The sequence below is a fragment of the Mesorhizobium sp. P2_B11 genome (assembly GCF_056404855.1).
In genome coordinates, this window is record NZ_JBFUDF010000009.1 from 163746 (window position 1) to 181675 (window position 17930).

Sequence of the window (17930 nt, forward strand, 5' to 3'; positions counted from 1 at the left end):
CTTCGGGGGAGGAAACCATGGGAAACATCACGCTCAAGAACGTCTCCAAGCATTTCGGATCGACGGTCATCATTCCGGGTCTCGACCTGGTCATCGAGAATGGCGAGTTCGTCGTCTTCGTCGGCCCGTCGGGTTGCGGCAAGTCCACGCTGTTGCGCCTCATCGCCGGTCTCGAGGACACCAGCGGCGGCACCATCAACATCGATGGCCGTGACGTCACCGGCGAGGCGCCGGCCAAGCGCAAGCTGGCCATGGTGTTCCAGTCCTATGCGCTCTACCCGCATATGACGGTGGCCAAGAATATCGGCTTCCCCTTGAAGATGGCGGGCGAGGATGTGGCGACGATCGACAAGAAGGTGAAGGATGCAGCGCGGGTGCTCAACCTCACCAACTATCTCGAACGCCGCCCCGGCCAGCTCTCCGGCGGTCAGCGCCAACGCGTCGCCATCGGCCGCGCCATCGTGCGCCAGCCCTCGGCCTTCCTGTTCGACGAACCGCTGTCCAACCTCGATGCCGCACTGCGCGGCACCATGCGGCTGGAAATCAGCGAGCTGCACCATCAGCTCAAGACGACGATGATCTACGTCACCCACGACCAGATCGAAGCCATGACCATGGCCGACAAGATCGTCGTGCTCAACGCCGGCAACATCGAACAGGTCGGCTCGCCGATGGAGCTCTACAAGTCGCCGAAGAACCTGTTCGTGGCCGGTTTCATCGGTTCGCCGAAGATGAATCTGATCGAAGGCGCGCCGGCCGCGAAATACAACGCCAAGACCATCGGCGTCCGTCCCGAGCACATGAACATCTCGACCACGGCAGGCGACTGGAAAGCTACAGTCGGTGTTGCCGAACATTTGGGATCCGACACCTTCCTGCACGTCCAGGCCGATGGCGTCGGCACGCTGACCGTGCGCGCCGACGGCGAAATGCCCGTCCGTCACGGCGACACCATTTACCTCACGCCCGACAAGGTCCGCATGCATCGCTTCGGCCCCGACGGAAAGGCGCTGACGCAGTGAGGCTGAAAGGCAAATCGGCGCTGATCACCGGCTCCGCGCGCGGAATAGGCAGAGCCTTTGCCGAAGCCTATGTGCGTGAAGGTGCGACCGTCGCCATTGCCGATATCAATCTGGAGGCCGCGGAAAAGACGGCTTCGCAGATTGGCGGCGGCGCCTATGCCGTGAAGCTCGACGTCACCAATCTCGCCTCGATCGAATCCGCGGTGGGTGCGGTCGAGAAAAAGAGCGGCGGTTTGGACATCCTGATCAACAACGCCGCTTTGTTCGATCTGGCGCCGATCGTCGAAATATCGAAGGCGAGCTATGACAGACTGTTCTCCGTCAATGTCGCCGGCACGCTGTTCATGCTGCAGGCCGCCGCCCGTTCGATGATCGCAAGGGGCAAGGGCGGCAGGATCATCAACATCGCCAGCCAGGCTGGACGGCGCGGCGAGCCGCTGGTCGCCGTCTATTGCGCCACCAAGGCGGCCGTCATCTCGCTCACCCAGTCGGCAGGGCTCGACCTGATCAAGCACCGCATCAACGTCAATGGCATCGCGCCGGGCGTCGTCGACAGCGATATGTGGGATGAAGTCGATGCGCTGTTCGCCAAATACGAGAACCGGCCGAAGGGCGAGAAGAAGCGGCTGGTCGGTGAGGGCGTACCTTACGGCCGCATGGGCAAGCCGGAGGACCTGACCGGCATGGCCGTATTCCTGGCCAGTGATGACGCCGAGTACATCGTCGCCCAGACCTACAATGTCGATGGCGGCCAATGGATGAGTTGACGCGGATGCGTTGAGGGGGGAGGCGCTCTTCTCCTCTTCCTCCGGGGAGAAGGCGCCGCGGGGCGGGGCGGCATGAATGCCAAAGGCGCGTGCCGCCCACGCACTCTCCTCAGCGGGTTGAGGGCGGAATTGTCAGGCCGGCAGACGGGTAAGCACCGGCAAAAGGGTAAAGCAGATGACCGTGAAACTCTCTTCCTCCATTCTCGCCAAGCTCCCCGCCAAGGTTGCCGGTCCCAGATATGACCGCGCCCGGCTCAAACCCGGTATCGTCCATTTCGGCGTCGGCAATTTCCATCGCTCGCACCAGGCAGTCTATCTCGACGATCTGTTCAATTCGGGCATCGGCCATGATTGGGCGTTGATCGGCGCCGGTGTCTTCGAGGGCGAGAAAATCGGCCGTTCCAAGCTGCAGGAGCAGGACTGGCTGACCACCGTGGTCGAGCAGGATTCCGACCATATGAGCGCCCGCGTCACCGGCGTCATGATCGACTTCCTGACGCCCGGCGATGCCGACGCCATCATGGACCAGCTTGCCGACCCGGCGATCAAGATCGTCTCGCTGACCATCACCGAAGGCGGCTATTTCATCGATCCGGCGTCGGGCAAGTTCAACCCGACCCATCCAGACATCGTCGCCGATGCGCAGCCGGGCACGACGCCGAAGACGGTGTTCGGCCTCATCCTCGCCGGGCTGATGCGCCGCCGCGCCGACGGCATCGTGCCGTTCACCGTCATGTCCTGCGACAACATCCCACACAACGGCCATGTCACTTCGGACGGCGTCATCGGCCTCGCCCGCCTGATCGACGAGGACCTGGCGAATTGGGTCGGCGATAACGTCGCCTTCCCGAATGGTATGGTCGACCGCATCACGCCGGCCACCTCCGATCGCGAGCGCGGCATCCTGGCCTCGGAGTTCGGCCTCGAGGACAACTGGCCGGTGTTCTGCGAGCCGTTCAAGCAATGGGTGCTGGAGGATCATTTCACCGATGGCCGTCCGCCGCTGGAAAAGGTCGGCGTGCAGTTCGTCAAGGACGTCGCCCCCTATGAGCTGATGAAGATCCGCATCCTCAATGGCGGCCATGCCACCATCGCCTATCCCGCGGGATTGATGGACATCCATTTCGTCCACGAGGCGATGCAGGAGCCGCTGGTGCGCGGTTTCCTGGCCAAGCTCGAACATGACGAGATCATCCCGACCGTGCCGCCGGTGCCCAACACCGTGCTGGAGGAATACTACCAGCTCATCGAACACCGCTTCTCCAACCCGAAGATCGGCGACACCATCCGCCGGCTTTGCCTCGACGGTTCCAACCGGCAGCCGAAATTCATCATCCCGACCATTGCCGACCGGTTGAAAGCCGGCAAAGGCGTTGCGGGTCTTGCGCTGGAATCGGCGCTGTGGTGCCGCTACTGCTTCGGCACCACCGACAGCGGCGCCGTCATCGAGGCCAACGATCCGAGCTGGGATCGGCTGCAGGCAACCGCCAAGGCGGCGAAGGACAAGCCCGGCGCCTGGCTTGCGATGGAGGACATCTACGGCGATGTCGGCCGCGCAGCACCGTTCGCCGAGGCCTTTGCCCATGCGCTCAACGTTCTGTGGGCAAACGGTGCGCGCGCGACGCTGACGCGCTACATCGCCGGCAAGCTCTGACGCGAGCCGCAATGACGCCCGAACTGGTCATCTTCGACTGTGACGGCGTGCTGGTCGACAGCGAGGCGCTGTCGGTCTCCGCTTTGCTCGGCATGATCGCGGCTGCCGGCGGCTCGGTCAGCGAGGACGCCGCCTACGAGCACTTCCTCGGCAAGAGCATGAAGAGCGTGCGCGAAATCCTCGGCCGTGATTTTCACATCGACATTACTGACCGCCATCTGACCGACATGCGCGTCGAACTGATGCGCAGATTCCGCGAGGAGCTGAAGCCGATACCCGGTGTCAGCGACATCCTGCCGAGGCTTGGCGCACCCTGCTGCGTCGCCTCCTCGGGCACGCTCGACCGCATCCGCTATGCGCTCGACGTCACCGGCCTGCTCGGCCTGCTCGAGCCGCATCTGTTCAGCGCGGCCATGGTTGCGCGCGGCAAGCCTGCGCCGGACCTTTTTCTCCACGCCGCCGCCTCCATGCGGGCCCATCCTGGCAATTGCCTCGTCGTCGAGGACAGCCCGGCCGGCATATCAGCGGCCCGCGCCGCCGGCATGCGCGTCTTTGCCTTCACCGGCGGTTCGCACGCCGGCAACCCGGCCTTGAAAGCGCGGCTTGCGTCGAGTGAACCGGACTTTATATTCGCGGACATGCTGCAATTGCCCGATCTGATTGCAGGCCTGGGAGCGAGAGTAAAAGCATCTTGACGAAAAGCTTCGTTTGCGCGGTCGATGTCGGCACCGGGAGCGCCCGCGCGGGCATTCTCGACACGTCAGGCACCTTGCTCGGCCGCGCCGAGCATCCGATCGTCATGAACCAGCCGAAGGCCGATCACGCCGAGCACAATTCGCAGGACATCTGGTCGGCCGTGTGCATCGCGGTCCGCGCCGCGCGCGAAAAGGCAGGCGTAGCGGCCGAGGATATCGTCGGAATGTCGTTCGACGCCACCTGCTCGCTGGTGGTGCTGAACAGAGATGGCGGCCAGCTCAGCGTTTCGGTGACGGGCGAGCGGCGCTGGGACACCATTGTCTGGCTCGACCACCGCGCCATTGCCGAGGCCGACGAATGCACGGCAAGCGGCCACGCCGTGCTCGACTATATCGGCGGCGTCATGTCGCCGGAGATGGCGACGCCGAAGCTGATGTGGCTGAAGCGCAATCTGCCCGGAACCTGGCATGAAGCCGGCTATCTATTCGACCTCACCGATTTTCTCACCTGGAAGGCGACCGGCTCGCTGGCGCGTTCGCAATGCACGCTGACGGCCAAATGGACCTATCTGGCGCATGAACAAACCGGCTGGCGTCGCGACTTCTTCGAGACTGTCGGGCTCAGCGATCTGTTCGAGCACGGCAATCTGCCGGAGAAGGCGAGTGCCGTCGGCGCCGATATCGGTGCACTGACCGCCGATGCGGCGGCGGAGCTGGGCTTGAGTGAAAAATGCCGGGTCGGCGCCGGCGTCATCGACGCCTATGCCGGCGCGCTTGGCGTGCTTGGCGGCTTTGCCGGCGATCAACAGAATATCGGCCGGCATCTGGCTTTGATCGCCGGCACCTCAAGCTGCGTCATGGCGATGTCGCCCGACCCACAGCCCTTTGCCGGCGTCTGGGGCCCTTACTATGGCGCCGCACTGCCAAAACTCTGGCTGTCCGAAGGTGGCCAGTCGGCCACCGGCGCGCTGCTCGACCACATCATCCGCTGGCATGGCGCCGGCGGCGAGCCGGACGCGGCCATGCATGCCAGGATCGCCAGGCGTGTCGCCGAACTGCGCATGGCCGAGGGCGACAAGCTCGCCGCCAGGCTGCATGTTCTGCCGGATTTCCACGGCAACCGTTCGCCGCTTGCCGACCCGCACGCCGTCGGCGTGGTCAGCGGGCTGACGCTGGATTCCTCCTTCGACAGCCTGTGCAAGCTCTACTGGCGCACCGCCGTCGGCATCGCGCTCGGCGTGCGCCATGTGCTGGAGGCGCTGAACGAGAACGGCTATCTCATCGACACGCTGCACGTCACCGGCGGCCACACCAAGAACCCGCTGTTGATGGAGCTCTATGCCGACGCCACCGGCTGCGCGGTGATCGAGCCACTGGCCGACGAAGCCGTGCTGCTCGGCACCGGCATGGTTGCCGCCACCGCCGCCGGCCTGTTTCCGGATCTGAACGCCGCCTGCGTCGCCATGCAGCAAGGCGGCAGGACGCGCGCCTCGAACCCGGCTGCATCAGACCGCTTCGACCGCGACTACAAGATCTTTCTCGAAATGCACCGCCAGCGGCAGGCGCTCGACGCCATCAGCTAGGCGTATTTTGCCTGCGCAGGGACGCACCTGTTGTCGCGTCGAACAGGTGGATGCTGTCTTCCTCGAATGTATAACGCACGGGCGCGCGCAGCGCCGGGCATTCGCGGGCCGGGACCAGTGCGCTGACCTCCTTGCCGCCGCAGGCGAACGTCACCAGCGCATCATTGCCATGAAACTCGATGAGGTCGGCCGTGCCCTGCAGAGGGTCGGTGCCGTCCCCGGCGCCGGCGGTCTTCAGGTCCGGCGGGCGGATCCCGAGCACGGCGCGGTGCAGGCCGCGCAGATTGAAGCCGGAGCCTTCGATGGAAAAGGTCGCGCCGGCGCTGGTCAGGATCCAGCGGTCGTCTTTCCGCCCGACGGCCACGTCGATGAAATTCATGTTCGGCGTGCCGATGAAGCCGGCAACGAAAAGATTGCCCGGCCGGCGGTAGATCTCGGCCGGCGAGCCGATCTGCTCGATGACGCCGTCCTTGAGCAAAACGATGCGGTCCGCCAAGGTCATTGCTTCGAGCTGGTCGTGGGTAACGTAGACGGTGGTGGTCTTCAGCGACTGGTGCAGCCGGGCGATCTCGACCCGCATATGGTTGCGCAGCTTGGCGTCGAGATTGGACAGCGGCTCGTCGAACAGGAACACCTTTGGCGTCTTGATCATGGCGCGCGCAATGGCCACGCGCTGCTGCTGGCCGCCGGACAGCGCGGTCGGCTTGCGGGCGAGATAGGGCTCGAGGCCCAGTGTCTTCGCCACCGCCTCGACCCGTTTCTGGATCTCGGCCGAGGGCACCTTCTGCCGCTTGAGGCCGAAGGCGATGTTGTCGAAGATCGTCATGTGCGGGTAGAGCGCATAGTTCTGGAACACCATGGCGATGCCACGGTCGCCTGGCTCGAGATCGTTGACCACCTTGCCGCCGATCGACACTTCGCCGCCGCTGATATCTTCCAGCCCGGCCAGCATCCTCAGCAAGGTCGACTTACCGCAGCCGGAAGGCCCGAGGAAAACGACGAACTCATGCTCCTCGATCGAGAGATTGAGATCGCGGATGACGGTGGTGGCGCCGTATGCCTTGTCGACATGGGAGCAAACGATTGCGGACATGATCAGCCCTTCTCGCCGGTGAGCAGGATTTGCAGCTTGACGTCTTGCGGATTGCCTTGCGCCGCCCGTTCGAAGGCCTCGGTGCTGTCGGCAAAGGCATAGGTGCCGGTGATCAGCGGCTTGAGGTCGACCTTGCCCGAGGCGATCAGCTGCAGCGCGCGGTCGAAGATGTTGGCGTAGCGGAACACCGTCTCGATGCGCACTTCCTTGGAGATCGCCGCCGGAACGTTGAGGCTCACCGGCTCGACCGGCAATCCCACCAGCACCACTGCGCCGCCGGGCCGCACCACGTCGAACAGGTTGGCGAAAGCCTTCGGGTGGCCGCTGGCCTCGAACACGATGTCGGCCCCCCAATTGTCGGTCGCCTGGGCAACCGCATCGACCAGCGACAGCTCGCCGACATTGACCGGGACGATGCCCGGATAGCGGGCCGCGATTTCCAGCTTGGGGGCGGAAAAATCGGAAATCAACACTTTTGAGCAGCCACCGGCGAGCGCCGCCAGCGCGATCATGATGCCGATCGGGCCGCAGCCGACGACGACTGCCACGTCACCCGGAACGATACGGGCGCGGGCTGCCGCCTGCATGCCGATGGCGAAGGGTTCGACCATTGCACCTTCGGCAAACGAGACATTGTCCGGCAGCCTGTAGGTGAAGGCGGCCGGGTGGACCGCAAAGGGCGCCAACACGCCATGCACCGGCGGCGTTGCCCAGAAGGAGACGTCTGGGTCGACATTGTAGATGCCGAGCTTGGTTGCCCGCGACGACATGTTTGGCACGCCCGGCTCCATGCAGACGCGGTCGCCGACCTTCATCGTCCTGACATTGGCGCCGACCTCGACGATCGTGCCTGACGCCTCGTGGCCGAGCACCATGGGAGCCCGCACGACGTAGCTGCCGATGGCGCCATGCGTGTAATAGTGCACGTCGCTGCCGCAGACGCCGACTGTGTGGATAGCGATTTTGACGTCGTCCGGTCCGACGTCGAGCGGCAGCGCGATCTCGCGCAGCGACAGTTCGCCTTTTTTCTCAAGCACCAGTGCCCGCATCGGGAAATCCTCGCATCAAGTCTTTTTTTGCCGGAAAACGGAGTTCAGGAAGCCGCTGAGCACGCCGAGAAAAAGCAGTGGCGGCAGCGACAGCAGCACGACCGAGGCATTCAGGATGCCCCACGGCACGTTCATGCCTTGCTGCGACAATTCGGAAGCGACGATCGGCAAGGTCTTGGCGTTGGAACTCGACAGCATCAGCGCGATCAGGAACTCGTTCCACACCAGCACGAAGCTGAAGGCGACGGCCCCGATCAGCGAGCGCGCCGCAACCGGCAGCGCGATCCGCCAGAACACCGAATAGGCGCCGTAGCCGTCGACGAAGGCGGCTTCCTCGATCTCCTTCGGAACGGCCTGGAAGGCGGGAATGGCGAGCCACATGATCACCGAGATGGTGAGCAGCGAATAGGTCACGATCAGCGCCGGCAAAGTGTCGTAGAGGCCGATCTGCAGCCAGATCACCATCAGCGGAATGGCGACCGCGACCGGCGGCAGGAAGCGCAGCGACAAAACGAAGAACTGGATATCGCCCGCCCAGCGGTTGGGGTAGCGCGCCACTGCATAGGCGGCCGGCAGGCCGAGCACGACGCCGATCAGCACGGCGCAGCCGCAAGCAATGACCGAATTGTAGAGCCCGGTCATGACGCTGTCGCGGCCGATGATATAGCTGATGTTGTCAAACGTCGGCGTAAACACCAGGCGCGGCACGCGGGTGATGATGTCGACATTGTTCTTCAGCGAATTAAGCGCTGTCCAGGCCAGTGGAAACACCGCCATGAAGCCGGCAAATGCCAGGATGGCTTTGGCGATCAGATGACCGGGTCTCATGCCTGCACCCGCTTCCACAGCATGGTGAAGGTGATCACGGTCGCGATCATCATCAGCACCGCCATGGCTGAGGCGTAGGATACCTTGCCGGACTCGATGAAGCCTTGCGAGAAGGCGTACATGTCGAGCGTCTCGGTCGCCACGCCCGGCCCGCCGCGCGTCATCACATAGATCAGGTCGAAGGAGCGCAGCGATTCGATCATCTTGACGAACATCAGGCTGATCAGCGGTGCCTTGAGCATCGGCAAGGTCACATAGGCATGGATCTGCCAGCGGCTGGCATGGTCGAGCCGCGCCGCCTCGATCGGCTGCGGCGGCAAGGTCTCGAGCAGCTTCAGCACGATGACCGCGAAGAACAGGCCCCACTGCCAGACATCGACCGAGGCCACCGCAAACAAGGCCGTCGCCGGCTTCGACAGCGGGTCGAAGATCAGCCCGCCGGTGATCAGCCGGTAGGGGTAGGTGGCGATGCCATAGAGCGGATGATAGGCGAACTTCCACACGAAGGCCGCCGACACGCGCGGCAACAGCACCGGGATGATGAACAGCAGGCAGTAGAGATTGCGCAGCCGCGGCGACGCCGCTTCGAACATCAGCACGCCAAGCCCGATCGCCACCACCATCGTCGCCACGACCGTGACGATTTCCCATTTCACCGAGACCCAGACCGCGTTGAGGAAACGCCGGTCGGCGAACAGATCGGCGAAATTCGACAGCCAGACCCAGGAATAGTCCGACGAGCTCAGCTCGCGGTTCTGCAGCGCGATGACGATGGCGTAGAGCGTCGGCACCATCGACAGCACCAGAAGGATGGCGAGCGTCGGAACCAGAAACGTCACTGGCAGGGAAGAGCGTCGGCGCATTGCCTATCCTCGGGCTTTGCCTTTCGGGAGTGGCGGGAGACCCGCGGCGCACAGGTCCCGGCATTGCGTTGAATGCCGTGGACCGCACGCCGCGGGCGGGAGGATTACTTCTTCTTCACCAGCTCGTTGGCGTAGGCTTCGAGCTCGTCGAGGCCGCCCTTGACGTCGGTGCGCGTGCCGGTGACCAGCTCTTCCAGGATGATGCCCCAGCGGTCGCCGAGATCCGGCCAGCGCGAGTCCTGCCAGAAGTTGACCGCCGTCACCTTGCCGGTCTCGGCCAGCGCCTGGCCGAGATCGGCACCGTAAATGTCGGCGAACTCCTTGCTCGAGAGCACGCTGGTGCGGTTGAGCTCGCCGAACTGATGCGCGTCGAGCCGGCGCTTCTCATTCTCCTTCGACGTCGCCCAGGCGATGAACAGGCCGGCGCATTTCTTCGAGGCGTCGTCGGCGTTGGCCTTGGCCGCAATGGCGAGGCCATGGCCGTACCCGCCGCCGGTCAGCGGCGAAGGCGGCGGCAGGAAGCCGATCTTGCCGACCACTTGCGACGTCTTCGGGTCGACCGCCATACCCGACAGCGGCGTCGATTCGACGAGGATGGCAACCTGGCCCGACAGTTAAGGCGCCGGTCGATTCATCCCAGCTGCCGGTCTGCGTGCCGGGTGCCGAAGCCTTGAACAGCTTCAGGTATGTCTCGGTCGCCTTGACCGCGGCTTCCGAATTGAAAGCCGGCTTGTCGCCATCGAACCACTGGCCGCCATAGGCTTTGAAGAACGGCATCCAGCGCCAGACATTGGCGCCCGAACCGCGCGCGCCGCGCAACGCAATGCCGTACATGCCCTTGTCCGGGTCGGTGAGCTTCGGCACGTCGGCGATCAGCTCGTCCAGCGTCTTCGGCGGCTGGATGCCGGCGGCCTCCAGAATGTCCTTGCGGTAGACCATCAGGTCGCCGCCGCCGGTCAGCGGCGCGAACCAGACCTTGCCGTCATAGGTGGCGACCTTCTGCCGGCCCGGATCGAAATCGGCATAGTCATAGTCAGCCGGATAATAATCGGTCAGAGGCACGATCCATTTCGACGAGGCGAACAGTGCGACATTGGCTTCGTCGACATAGTAGACGTTGTAGTTGCCCACGGTGGAGGCATCGGCGCGAGACTTTGCCCGGCGGTCGTTCTCGTTGAGATAGTCGATCTGAAAGCCGGCGCCGGCGAGCTTTTCGAACTCGGCCTTGGAGTCCTCCAGCAGCGTCAGGCCGTCGCGCGGCTGCGCCAGCACCTTGACCGGTGCCGAGCAGACCGGCGCCGCCAGCGCCATGGTCGAGAGGGTGGTGGTGAGCATGAAAGCTGCGCTTAAGCTCGCAGCGAGCCGAATTGGTTTCATTGATTTTCTCCTCCAGGAACAGTCGCAGGAAGCGGAAGTCCTCGGCTGCGCGATCCTCGCCATCGCCCGAGCGACATGCCACCCATCGCCAAAATGAGGAGTTGCTAAAGGTCGCGCTAGAAGCCCCGTTGCAGCAGACCTGTACTTTTATGCATTGTGCGCTGCAAAACCGGCTGCATGGAGACGGTGTCCGTCAGGTGAGTACCGATGGGCCGGGAAAGGCCGGGTTCAGGCGCGCATCGTCAGCCGCTGCCGCGACAGCTTGCGGTAGGAGGACGGCGTCATCCTGTGCTTGCGCAGGAAGGCGCGGTTGAAGTTGGAGATGTTCATATAGCCGACCTGGAAGCAGATGTCGGTGATCGGAATATCGGTGTCAGCGAGCAGTTTGCAGGCCTGCCAGAGCCGGAGCTTGGCGATGTGGTCGCTGAAGGAATTGCCGGTGTTCTTCTGGAAGAAGCGCGAAAACGTGCTTTCGCTCATGCCAGCCAGTTCGGCCACCTCCGGCAGTTTCAGATCCTCGGCGAAATGCTGGAAGAGATAGGTCAGCGTGCGCTGGATGATGTCCAGCGAGGTGGCGTCGAGGGCAGGTGAGAAATCCGGCGACGACAACAGCTCGTATTCGTCGGTCATGGCCAAGAGGTCGACCAGCTCGAGGAACAGGCAGAGCCGGGCGAGCCCGTGCACCGTGCCCATCCGCTCCATCAGCGCAGCACCCTCAAGCGCTGTTTGGCCGTGGAAGACGATGCCGCGAAGCGATCGCTCCAGGAACGGCTCCAGCTCGCGCAGCTCCGGCAGCAGACCGGCCGAACCGCGCAGCCGCTGCGGGTCGAATTGCAGCACGATGTCGCGGCCCTCGATCAGCTCACCGGGTTGCACCGACGTCACCCAGTCATGTGGCAGCCCGCCACCCACGATGGAGAGATAGCCCGGGCCGAATTCGCCGATATGGTCGCCGACCAGCGCGACGCCGGAGGATTTTCGCAGCAGGTGGATTTCATATTCCGGGTGGAAGTTCCAGACATTGCGCTCCCACGGATAGTCGTCGAGCCGCCACAGGAAACTGTCGCTCGCCTCGGTGACGATATGCTCGAAGGACGGCGCTGTTCGCGGGATCGCGGCCGTGTTCTTTCTGCGCCTGAATGCCATCGTCTGCTCTCCGGCCGAAATCCGGATGTGGGTCCGGTCTCAGGCCGTTCCTAGCAGCCTGTGGCCGGCAAGTGAACGATGTCTACCCTTACGACGTCAACGCCGGCTCTCGATGATCTCGATGAAGCGGGCGAACAGCCCGGCCTGGGATTTGATGCCGAGCTTGCGATGGATGTTGCGGCGATGGACCTTCACGGTTCCCGGCACGATGCGCATGGCTCTCGCGATCGACTCGGTGGAATGCCCCTGCAGCACCAGGTCGACGACATGCTTTTCGCGCGGTGTCAGCGACAGGCTTTCCCAGATGTGGGCGCGGTCGAATTCGTTGACCGCGGCGATCGTCTCGTCCTGCTCCGCTTCGCCCGGCTCGTCGGCCGCAAGCGCAGGCCAGCGCAGTCTGGCGAAGTTGATGACCGCGGGCGCCATGTCGCGCAGCAGCCGGGCATCTGCGGTGCCGAAAGGCCCGGAAGCGCGCAATCGCATCAGCGACAGCACCAGCGCGTCCTTTCCCGGCAGCGGCACGAAGAAGCCGACCTCCTCGGCCAGTTTCGTCTGGCTGTAGTAGGAGCGAAAATATTCGCTGGCGTAGAAGCGGTCCGGCGCCAGCTCGCGCATGCGCCAGAACCCTTCCTTGCGCTCGACGGCTGCGTGGTGGAACGGGTCGAGCAGATACGGCCCTTCCTGATAGAGCGTGACGAAGACATGGCTTTCGGCCGGCGAGAAGGTTTCGAACAGCAGCGGCGGCCGCGCCGCGCCGCGATAACCGAAGATCACGCAGTGGTCGAAGCTGACATGCTGCCTGAGCCAACCGACCATCGCCCTGCCGAACAGGTCGCCGCTGGTCTCTCGCGTCGCCGCGACAAGGGCAGCGAGCTGGCTGTATTCGTCGCTGCGGGACACACTCAACCTATACCCCCTTAAACGAGAAAATAGATCAGATATACCACCCGGGAGGTATATACTAGCCACCATTGGCTCTGGTAGCGTCCAGAAATAGCCCTGTTGCTGGAGCCAGCACTTTGACCGCAGTGCCCGACATCGAGTTTCGCGGCGTCACCAAGCGCTATGGCGCGGTGACCGCGGTCACCGGCATCGATCTCGCCGTTCCACCCTCGGCCTTTGTCGCCCTGCTCGGCCCGTCCGGCTGCGGCAAGACCACATGCCTGCGCATGATCGGCGGCTTCGAACAGCCGAGCGAAGGCCAGGTGCTGATCCGCGGCCAGGACATGGCCGGCACGCCGCCCTATCGCCGGCCGGTCAACATGGTGTTCCAGCAATACGCGCTGTTTCCGCATCTCGATGTGGCAGCCAATGTGTCCTACGGGCTGCGCCAGGCACGGCCACGCCTGGCGTCGCAGGAGATCGGCCGGCGCGCCGGTGAGGCGCTGGAAATGGTGAGGCTCGCCGGCTATGGCGGCCGCAAGATCCACGAACTCTCCGGCGGCCAGCAGCAGCGCGTCGCGCTGGCGCGCGCACTGGTCAACAAGCCGGCGGTGCTGTTGCTCGACGAACCGCTGGCGGCACTCGACAAGAAGCTGCGCACCGACATGCAGATCGAGCTGCAGAACCTGCAGCGTGAAATCGGCATCACCTTCGTGCTGGTCACCCACGACCAGGAGGAAGCGCTGTCGATGAGCGATTTCGTCTGTGTCATGAATGGCGGCCGCATCGTCCAACTTGGCCAGCCAAGTGAAATCTATGACGAGCCGGCAGACCTGTTCGTCGCCGATTTCGTCGGCAAGACCAATCTGTTGAGTGGCAAGGTCGCCGGGCATACGGGCGATCTGGTCAATGTGGCGCTCGCCAACGGCACCGTCATTGCCGCGCGCAAGCGGACCGCTCTGCAGCAGGGCGAGAGCGTGTCGGTCAGCCTGCGTCCTGAATCGCTCAGCCTCGGCGCCGCGGAAGGCAGCCCGTTCAAGGGCATCGTGCGCAACCGGATCTTTCTGGGCTCGACGGCGGAATATGCCATCGAGGTCCAGGGCATCGGAACGCTGCTGGCCAAGGCCGACCATGTGATCGGCCATGGCAATCTCTTCAAGCCGGGTGAACCCGTCGCCATCGGCTTTGCCTCCGGGACGCCGCTGGCGTTTCCGGAGAACAAGAACAACGGGACCAACCAGAGGGTAGCAAAAAATGTCGAAATCATATCGTGACGGACTGCCGATAAGCCCCGAGAACTTCGTCGACCAATTGATGCGTTTGAAGCGCGGCTCGATCGGCCGCCGCGATTTCCTCGGCCTCACCGGCCTTGGCATCGCGACCGCGGTGATGGCGCGAGAAATCGGCATCATGCCGACGCAGGCCTTTGCCGCTGAAAACCTTGGCGACCGCATGTCGATCGCCACCTGGCCGAACTACCACGACCCGCAGACCTTCGAAAATTTCAAGAAGGACACCGGCGTCGCCGTCGAGGTCAACGTGTTCGGCTCCAATGAGGAAATGCTGGCCAAGCTGCAGGCCGGCGCCTCGGGCTGGAGCCTGTTCGTGCCGACCAATTACACGATCTCGACCTACAAGAAGCTCGGCATCATCGATCCGCTCGATATGGCCAAGCTGCCGAATTTCGATGGCACGCAGGAAGATCCTCGGTTCACTTCGGAAGGCACGATCGATGGCACGACTTACGCGGTGCCGAAGAACTGGGGCACGACCGGTTTTGCCGTCAACACCAAGAAGCTGACCAAGCCGATGACCAGCTGGAAGGAGTTCTGGGACACCGCCATGACCGACGGCGATGGCCGCACCATGGTGCACGACTATCAGCTGACCACCATCGGCAACGCCCTGAAATATTACGGCTATTCCTTCAACTCGCTGAAGCAGGACGAACTTGCCAAGGCCGAGGAACTGCTGCTGAAGGTCAAGCCGCATCTGTTCGCGGTCTCGTCCGACTATCAGCCGGGCATGCGGGCGGGCGACGCCTGGATGACCATGTGCTGGACCAATGACGGCGCGCAGCTGCATCGCGATATCCCAGAGATCGCCTATGTGCTGGGCAAGGAGGGTGGCGAGATCTGGACTGACTTCTACGCCATCCCGAAGGACGCGCCGAACAAGCCGGCCGGCTATGCCTTGCTCAACTATCTGATGAACCCTGAGGTCGCGGTGAAGGAGCATCTGGCCAATGGCGCGCCGTCCACCGATGCCCGCGTCAACAAGCTGCTGCCCAAGGAAGTGCTGGACAATCCGATCCTCTATCCGGCTGCCGATCTGTTGACGCCGCTGGAATTCGGCGCTGCGGCGACGCTGACCGATCCCGGCCGTGCCGAGCTGATGGCGCGCTTCAAGTCGGCCTGAGGCTGACCTGACGCAAACGGAAAACCGGCGGGCCCATGTCCGCCGGCCTCGGGGCGGTTTTCATGCACGGCAACAGATTTCGGCACAATCTTCTGACGGCGCTGCTGCTGGCGCCGGCGACGGCGTGGCTGGTGGTGTTTCTGGTGCTGCCGTTCATCGCCATTGCCGTGTTCAGCGTCGGCGAGCGGGCGCCGGAGGGTGGCTACCAGGCCGCGTTCACGCTGGCGCAATACGCCAACCTGCCGGCGCGGGCGACCGCCTTCTGGAACACGATGATGCTGGCGCCTGTGGGCGCGCTTGCCTGCCTGCTCGTCGCTTACCCCGTCGCCTACTACCTGGCGCTGAAGGCGCCGCAGCGCTGGCGGCTGATCCTGCTGGCTCTCGTCGTCATTCCGTTCTGGACCAGCCTGCTCATGCGCACCTATGCCTGGATGTACATTCTGGGCGGGCGCGGTATCCCGGCGCTGCTGGCGTTTGTCGGCATCGAGGATGTCAGGCTGATCAACACGCCGGGCGCCGTGCTGCTCGGCATCGTCTATGGCTATCTGCCGCTGATGATCCTGCCGATCTATGTCAGCCTCGAACGGCTTGACCGGCGGCTGCTGGAAGCGTCCGCCGATCTCGGCGCGACGCCGCTCTCGACCTTTCTGGGCGTGACCCTGAAACTGTCTCTGCCGGGCGTTATGACCGGCTTTTCGCTGGTCATGATCCTGCTGCTCGGCGAATACCTCATCCCGACGCTGCTCGGCGGCGGCAAGGTGTTCTTCATCGGCAATGCGCTGGTCGACCTCTTCCTGCAGTCGCGTAACTGGCCGTTCGGATCGGCCATCGCCATCACGCTGGTTGCGGTTTCGGTGGTGGTGCTGATTGCCGCCAACCGCATTTCGACACGGGTGTCGGGCGCCCGCAAGGTGGATCTGATCTGATGCGCGCCTTCGTCACCGCCGTCTTTGCCTTCCTCTATCTGCCGATCGCGCTGGTCGTGCTGTTCTCCTTCAACGCCGGCCGCCATGCCAGCGAGTTCACCGGCTTTTCGGTACAATGGTACGGCACGGCGCTGTCGAACCCGTTCCTGGTCGAGGCGCTGAAGAACAGCTTGTTCATCGCCACCACCAGCGCGCTTCTGGCGGCGGTGTGCGGCACGGCGGCCGCGCTCGGCCTGGCACGGGTCGGTGTCAGAACCCGTGCGGTCTTCGATGCGCTGATGGGGGCGGCGATCGTCGTTCCCGGCGTCGTCATCGGCATCTCGACGCTGGTGGCGCTCGTCCAGCTGTTTGGCGTGCTCAACCCGTTCCTCGCCTCGATCTGGCCTGACGACCAGCCGCCGCGTTTGTCGCTCGGCTATGGATCGATCATCGCTGCGCATGGCCTGTTCTCGATGGCGCTGGTGACGATGATCGTCGGCACGCGTCTCGCCAGCCTCGACCGCAATCTGGTCGAGGCCTCGAGCGATCTCTACGCCACGCCGCTGACCACCTTCCGCTCGATCGTCCTGCCGCAGATCATGCCGGCGGTGGTCGCCGGCTTCCTGCTCGCCTTCACCTTCTCCTTCGACGATTTCATCGTCGCCTTCTTCGTCGCCGGCGCGCAGACGACGCTGCCGATCTATGTCTTCGCCTCGATCCGGCGCGGGGTGACGCCGGAAATCAACGCCATTGCGACGATCGTGCTCGTCGCCTCGGTCCTGCTCGTGGTGCTTGCCCAATGGCAGCTGCGCCAGCGCAAGCCGGCAAACTGAAAGCCGAGATCATGATCCTCAAAGACCGCATCGCCGTGGTGACAGGCGCCGGTTCCGGCATCGGCCGCGCCGGCGCCATGATCATGGCCAGGGAGGGCGCGGTCGTGGTCATCGCCGACCGGGATCAGGCCAGCGGCGAGGCGACGGCGGCAGACATCCGGGCAGTGGGCGGGCAGGCGGAGGCGACCGCGACCGATGTCGCGGACGACACGGCGGTGGAGAAACTCATTGCCGGCACGCTCGATAAGCACGGTCGGATCGACATTTTGCACAACCATGCCGGCATCCAGGTCGGCGGCACGCTGACCGAGGTCGAGGTCGACGGCATGGATGCCTCGTGGCGGGTCAATGTGCGGGCGCAGTTCCTGGCGGCGCGGACCGTCATGCCGTCGATGATCGCGCAAGGCGGCGGCGTCATCCTCAACACGGCGTCGAACTCCGGCGTGTTCTACGACCGCGAGATGATCGCCTATGCCACGTCCAAACATGCGGTGGTGGCGATGACCAGGCAGATGTCGCTGGACTATGCCCGGCACAATGTGCGCATCAACGCGCTCTGCCCGGGCTGGGTCGACACGCCCTTCAACGAACCGTTCATCGCCCAGATGGGCGGACGCGAGGCGATCGAAACCTATGTCCGCACCAAGATCCCGATGGGGCGCTGGGCGAGCGCCGAGGAGATTGCCGAAGCAATCCTGTTCCTCGTTTCCGACCGGTCATCCTTCATGACCGGCCAGGCACTGGTCATCGACGGCGGCGAGAGCATCGGCTGATCCACGACAGGTGGGATCGGAGGGTTTCGCGCCTCTGGCTCA

The 17930-nt window shown here is 63.9% G+C and carries 16 protein-coding genes and 1 pseudogene; 10 read left to right on the forward strand and 7 right to left on the reverse strand.

Annotated features, from left to right (window positions below; genetic code table 11):
- Positions 1-17: 17 nt before the first annotated feature.
- The 5 genes from AC1DYJ_RS27685 to AC1DYJ_RS27705 all read left to right on the forward strand — a co-directional run bounded on the left by AC1DYJ_RS27685 (position 18) and on the right by AC1DYJ_RS27705 (position 5721).
- Positions 18-1022: an ABC transporter ATP-binding protein gene (locus AC1DYJ_RS27685; protein WP_477282944.1), complete on the forward strand. Its 1005-nt coding sequence runs from the start codon at positions 18-20 to the stop codon at positions 1020-1022.
- On the forward strand, positions 1019-1789 hold the full coding sequence (locus AC1DYJ_RS27690; protein ID WP_477282945.1) for an L-iditol 2-dehydrogenase: 771 nt from the start codon (positions 1019-1021) through the stop codon (positions 1787-1789). Before AC1DYJ_RS27685 ends, AC1DYJ_RS27690 begins: the two co-directional genes overlap by 4 nt.
- A 175-nt stretch (positions 1790-1964) precedes the next feature.
- On the forward strand, positions 1965-3443 hold the full coding sequence (locus AC1DYJ_RS27695) for a mannitol dehydrogenase family protein (protein WP_477282947.1): 1479 nt from the start codon (positions 1965-1967) through the stop codon (positions 3441-3443).
- 11 nt (positions 3444-3454) lie between these two features.
- A complete protein-coding gene (locus tag AC1DYJ_RS27700) occupies positions 3455-4138 on the forward strand; it encodes an HAD family hydrolase (protein ID WP_477282949.1) in 684 nt (227 codons plus the stop codon).
- Positions 4135-5721, forward strand: a complete 1587-nt coding sequence (locus AC1DYJ_RS27705) for an FGGY-family carbohydrate kinase (protein WP_477282951.1) — start codon at positions 4135-4137, stop codon at positions 5719-5721. Before AC1DYJ_RS27700 ends, AC1DYJ_RS27705 begins: the two co-directional genes overlap by 4 nt.
- Here the strand turns inward: AC1DYJ_RS27705 and AC1DYJ_RS27710 are convergent.
- From AC1DYJ_RS27710 to AC1DYJ_RS27740, 7 genes and pseudogenes are all read right to left on the reverse strand, one after another.
- Complete coding sequence (locus AC1DYJ_RS27710; RefSeq protein ID WP_477282953.1) at positions 5714-6814, reverse strand: ABC transporter ATP-binding protein; 1101 nt, start codon at positions 6812-6814, stop codon at positions 5714-5716. The genes AC1DYJ_RS27705 and AC1DYJ_RS27710 overlap by 8 nt on opposite strands.
- Before the next feature lie 2 nt (positions 6815-6816).
- Positions 6817-7863 carry an NAD(P)-dependent alcohol dehydrogenase gene (locus AC1DYJ_RS27715; RefSeq protein ID WP_477282955.1) on the reverse strand — a complete coding sequence of 349 codons (1047 nt, stop codon included), beginning with the start codon at positions 7861-7863 and terminating at the stop codon, positions 6817-6819.
- 15 nt (positions 7864-7878) lie between these two features.
- Entirely contained in the window at positions 7879-8691 is an 813-nt protein-coding gene (locus AC1DYJ_RS27720; RefSeq protein ID WP_477232075.1) for a carbohydrate ABC transporter permease, read from the reverse strand.
- On the reverse strand, positions 8688-9554 hold the full coding sequence (locus tag AC1DYJ_RS27725) for a carbohydrate ABC transporter permease (RefSeq protein WP_477282957.1): 867 nt from the start codon (positions 9552-9554) through the stop codon (positions 8688-8690). The genes AC1DYJ_RS27720 and AC1DYJ_RS27725 overlap by 4 nt, the downstream gene beginning before the upstream one ends.
- A gap of 104 nt (positions 9555-9658) precedes the next feature.
- Positions 9659-10931, reverse strand: a pseudogene (locus AC1DYJ_RS27730) (ABC transporter substrate-binding protein).
- Positions 10932-11159: 228 nt separating this feature from the next.
- Complete coding sequence (locus tag AC1DYJ_RS27735) at positions 11160-12077, reverse strand: AraC family transcriptional regulator (RefSeq protein ID WP_477282959.1); 918 nt, start codon at positions 12075-12077, stop codon at positions 11160-11162.
- A gap of 96 nt (positions 12078-12173) precedes the next feature.
- Positions 12174-12977: a helix-turn-helix transcriptional regulator gene (locus AC1DYJ_RS27740; RefSeq protein WP_477283321.1), complete on the reverse strand. Its 804-nt coding sequence runs from the start codon at positions 12975-12977 to the stop codon at positions 12174-12176.
- A 119-nt stretch (positions 12978-13096) separates the two neighbouring features.
- Between AC1DYJ_RS27740 and AC1DYJ_RS27745 the strand changes: the two genes are divergently transcribed.
- The 5 genes from AC1DYJ_RS27745 (at position 13097) to AC1DYJ_RS27765 (ending at position 17888) form a co-directional block, all read left to right on the forward strand.
- The gene (locus AC1DYJ_RS27745) at positions 13097-14233 is read left to right on the forward strand and encodes an ABC transporter ATP-binding protein (RefSeq protein WP_477282961.1); all 1137 of its coding nucleotides are present in this window, start codon (positions 13097-13099) and stop codon (positions 14231-14233) included.
- A complete protein-coding gene (locus AC1DYJ_RS27750) occupies positions 14214-15377 on the forward strand; it encodes an ABC transporter substrate-binding protein (RefSeq protein WP_477282963.1) in 1164 nt (387 codons plus the stop codon). The genes AC1DYJ_RS27745 and AC1DYJ_RS27750 overlap by 20 nt, the downstream gene beginning before the upstream one ends.
- 62 nt (positions 15378-15439) lie before the next feature.
- Positions 15440-16303 (forward strand): ABC transporter permease, encoded by an 864-nt coding sequence (locus AC1DYJ_RS27755; RefSeq protein ID WP_477282965.1) that lies wholly within the window; start codon positions 15440-15442, stop codon positions 16301-16303.
- Positions 16303-17115, forward strand: a complete 813-nt coding sequence (locus tag AC1DYJ_RS27760; RefSeq protein WP_477282967.1) for an ABC transporter permease — start codon at positions 16303-16305, stop codon at positions 17113-17115. The genes AC1DYJ_RS27755 and AC1DYJ_RS27760 overlap by 1 nt, the downstream gene beginning before the upstream one ends.
- Before the next feature lie 11 nt (positions 17116-17126).
- On the forward strand, positions 17127-17888 hold the full coding sequence (locus AC1DYJ_RS27765) for an SDR family NAD(P)-dependent oxidoreductase (protein ID WP_477283323.1): 762 nt from the start codon (positions 17127-17129) through the stop codon (positions 17886-17888).
- Positions 17889-17930: the final 42 nt, after the last annotated feature.